3 protein-coding genes are annotated in these 3,851 nt (G+C 55.5%); 2 read left to right on the plus strand and 1 reads right to left on the minus strand.

The genetic code is table 11. The features are described 5' to 3' along the window. Nucleotides 1-374: 374 nt before the first annotated feature. Complete coding sequence (locus ACP7B7_RS31500; RefSeq protein WP_426079344.1) at nt 375-1,286, plus strand: hypothetical protein; 912 nt, start codon at nt 375-377, stop codon at nt 1,284-1,286. Beyond that, nucleotides 1,283-2,758, plus strand: a complete 1,476-nt coding sequence (locus tag ACP7B7_RS31505) for a hypothetical protein (protein WP_426079345.1) — start codon at nt 1,283-1,285, stop codon at nt 2,756-2,758. Before ACP7B7_RS31500 ends, ACP7B7_RS31505 begins: the two co-directional genes overlap by 4 nt. 694 nt (nt 2,759-3,452) lie before the next feature. Here the strand turns inward: ACP7B7_RS31505 and ACP7B7_RS31510 are convergent. Then, on the minus strand, nt 3,453-3,851 hold a 399-nt coding region (locus ACP7B7_RS31510), incomplete at its 5' end, for a hypothetical protein (protein WP_426079346.1).

A 3,851-nucleotide genomic window follows, 5' to 3' on the forward strand; every position in this document is an offset into this window, starting at 1 on the left:
TGCCGCCCACCGTCTACGAACGGAAAATGGCAGCACGTGAACCTATCGTTGTGTCCGAAATTACTTGACCACCACAAGTATCTAAACGAGTTGATGGAGCGGCGGAACGCAATACATGCGTTTAAAAAGCGAGATATTGGCACGTTCGCAGAATTCAAAAGTTGCCGCAAGGCAGCAGTTAGGCACTTTGCGTTATATTGATGCGCATTTGCCCTATCCGTAATCTACCAAGGAAAGCACGGCGCCCATTGCACCCCGCACCGGCCGACGCCGGCAAGGAAATGATGAAAATGAGAAACGAACAGACAGAGATGCTCATCGATGCATTCAAGAGCGCCGGTATCCATTTTGATCTTCATGATTGAACAAGAACAATGCTGAATTCCGACGAAGCCAAGGCCCAGCAAAAAAAGTTGCGAGCCGCTCTTGAACAATTTCGCGAGGCCATCATTACCCTCGGCAGTTCTTCTGACACGCTGCACATGGCGCGGTCTGTAACCGCAGTGACTGCAATCACGGCAGTAGAGGAGGTCGTCAATTCTCTGGCGGATGCTCCACAGTTGTTCTCCAAAGCCATCCGGAAGTTCTGGTCGCAAGAATCCAAGATGCGAGCGAATTCGGTCTACGACGAGGCGCTCAAGAAGGCAGCGAAGGCTGACGATGATTCGCTCGCTACGCTGTTGGGCATCAGCCCCTCTGCTCTGTATGGCGCACTGCTATCGGAGGCACTGCTTTCTGCGTTGGGGGCGAGTACGGTCAAGAGCCTTGCACTTACGCTGGCCCGTCCCGCGCTGTCGATGGGCATCTCGTCGGCCGTGGTGGCATCTCTGGCCGGTACGCTGGGCTCTGGGCTTACTGCGCGAGCCGTGATGGCGCCAACGACGGCTATTCCTGTCGTCGGTCAAGTCATTGGCCTGGGCTTGTTGGCGTATTCGGCCTGGTCGCTCTACAACACCTCCCAAAAGAACGCAATGATTGCGGAAGACGCTGCATCGGCCTGTGCCGAGGTCAGTGAGTACACTGCCAAGCTGACGTTGCAAGGCCAGTACGTGGAGCACCTGCAAAAGCAGACTTCGGACGTTATTAAGGCCATCAACAAGGATCTCAGGAAGCTACTTCGTAAGAACGAGGCGACGAACTATCGGATGATGACCGAGGAAAACCAAGATTTGCTGGCGGGCATCATCAATAACGTCCTGACGCTGTCGGCGCTGATGACCAAGACGGCTGACGACGCTATCGCAGAGGCCGCCGGAGAAGCCGAACGGGAGGCTGCGGAGGCATGAGCAAAGCCAAGACGAAAAGCTCACCTGTAGTCGATCAGGTCATCGGCGCTGGCGTCGATGCTGTCAACGCTCGACGCATCGCCGACGAGCTGGCAGCGCTCGCTCGCCAGGACGCCTGCATGGCAGACGCTATGGGGCATGTGCAGAAGATCTACGACTTTCTCGGCGACCCATCGAAAATCATCGGCAGCGACAAGACCAAGCACGGCGAGATTGCCGAGGCGATTGAGGTGCACATCACCAACGCTGAGGACGTTCTTGCCGGAAACAAGCCGTCCGCGACCCTGGACCTGGAAAAAGGTCGCATCGACAAGACCGACTATCGGATAGGCGACACCGATTACCAATCGAAGTTCATCAACGGCGTCCGCAAGGGGCTGGGCCACATCGACGAGCACCGAGCGAAATATCCAGACTTTGTGGCCAACGGCGGCAAGTACGCGGTTCCGAAAGACCAGTTTGAGATTTTGAAGCGCATCGCCGCCGGAGAAACCAAGATTGAGGGGCTGAGCGACACGAAGGTGCGAAACCTCGCCGCTCACATTAAGGAAATAGAGGCGCAAACCGGGAAGTCATTCGAGGAGGTGGTTACCCCCTCTCGCTCGACCTATGCCGAAGTTCAGCAGGGCAAGGCCCAGGAAGCGACCGATGGCCACGAGGAGCGCCTGAAAAAGGATAACGAGGAACGCAAGGATGACATCCGGACCGAGCACCAAGCCAGTTGGAGCGAGGGGCTGAAAGTAGCTGCCTCGGCCGCGGGCATCGCCGGCGGGGTCAGCTTCATCACCCAAGCCTGGAAATTCCACAAAGAAGGCCGGAACATTTTCAAGGGTGAGCTGACCAAGGCCGACTGGAAAAAGATGGGGGTCGAGGTTGGCTCCAGCGCGGGTATCGCGGCGATTACCGCCGGCGGCATCTACGTGCTGACCAACTGTGCCGGCATGGCGGCCCCGCTGGCGGCGGCCCTCGCGTCGGCTGCCAAGGGCGTTGGCTCCCTTGTCATCGACTACCTTGAGGGTAAAATGACGCTGACCCAGCTCTTGGAGAGCGGCCTGTACGTCTGCGGTGAAACTGCTGTCGTAAGCTTGGCTTCCATGGCTGGCCAAGCACTTATCCCCATTCCTGTCGTCGGCGCCATGATTGGGTCCCTGGCCGGCAAGGTTCTTTATCAGCTGGCTGGCAACGTCATAAAGGACCTCAAGCCCAAGATTGCAGAAATTGAGACTCAGCTGCAGAAGGTCATCGCGCGCTACGAGGTGGCCCAGCAGATTCTGGCGCGACGCTACCGGCGGCTGAACGACCTGATAAAGCTGTCGTTCGACCGAGAATCCAACCTGCACATGGTCGAGCTCAGCGCCCAGCTGGCGGTGGCCGTTGGCGTCCGCGAAGAACTTGTTCTCAAGAACCGTGCTGACTTCCATGCGTTCATGCAAGGAAAGCATGCGCTCAACCGGCTGACGACCGTCGGTTGACGGCAACTACAAAGAAGAAGCTGTAGGACTCTATCACTATAGAGGCTTCCTGGATTTGCTGTTGCGGGGTAGCCTTCTCAGAGCCAGACTCTACATCACTGCAGTACTAATTTCGGGGAGCAGGTCATTAGGTCGCGCCAATGCGCAGTGAACAGTAGTAGACACGGGCGAATCCGGCAAAGTGATTTTAAGCGGCGCGGCGCGGGAGCAGGCAGCCGGCCGCTACTTTGCTTTTATGGGGAAATTGGTTGCGCCGAGGCGCGATATCGGAGATCCGGAAGTTTGTGTCAAACTTTATTGTTGGCCCACTGCCAGATAATAAAAAGGACTGACAGAAAATAATAAAGGTGAACACTCTTGCCGCTACTGAGAAGGTTCTCGAAGCTACTGCCGGAGTCGGTATCCATGAACATAGATGCGCACTTACCTCGGTAAAAAAACTTGTCACTCTATCCTCATCAGCAATTTTCGCCTCCGAGAAACGCCCCCTAGACATGCATTACCAGGGGGCTTGATCATTTTCGATCAATATGTGCTAGAATTTCGTCATCGGTGATGTTTTAGCCGAGTAAGGCAACGAGGTTCCCTAAGCCGATGTGAGGAGCCGCCCACCAGAAATGGTCTAGCTAGGTCTAGGTAAGAGGAGTCGGACCGCGTCAAGCAAAGGCCTCCGTTCGCGGAGGCCTTTGTCATTTCAGTACCTTTTTCCAGGTCTGTTCGAAGACTGCGGCCCCTTGGCCTTTGGCGCAATGGCGCCGGCCTTCTCAGCGCAAATCTGGCCAAACGCCTTGAATCGTTCCCGTTGTTTTGCAAACGGCTCATCTTTTAAGTACGCACTCTGCACATACATGATCAACACTGGCACATCGCCAGGCGGTTGAATACTTGGCTTGTAAATGTCGAAATATGCCTGGTAATGAGCTTGGTCAGAGGCATCAGCCGAATCCCAAACCATGTAGTTGTTATTCTTGCCAACGTGCTTCCCGATGTAGCACTTGACTTTTCCGCTGGGCAGCCTGCTGTGGTCTAATTTGCTCGGACACCTCGATAGGTGGAAAATACACCACCTGAGGAGTTGAACATGACAACAAGA

This window comes from Janthinobacterium sp. PSPC3-1, from assembly GCF_049896105.1.
Taxonomy (GTDB): domain Bacteria; phylum Pseudomonadota; class Gammaproteobacteria; order Burkholderiales; family Burkholderiaceae_D; genus Janthinobacterium.

What these genes read in the sequence shown, in the direction of transcription:
- ACP7B7_RS31500 (WP_426079344.1), top strand. Translation starts at nt 375, where the DNA reads ATGCTGAATTCCGACGAAGCCAAGGCCCAGCAAAAAAAGTTGCGAGCC.
- ACP7B7_RS31505 (WP_426079345.1), top strand. Translation starts at nt 1,283, where the DNA reads ATGAGCAAAGCCAAGACGAAAAGCTCACCTGTAGTCGATCAGGTCATC.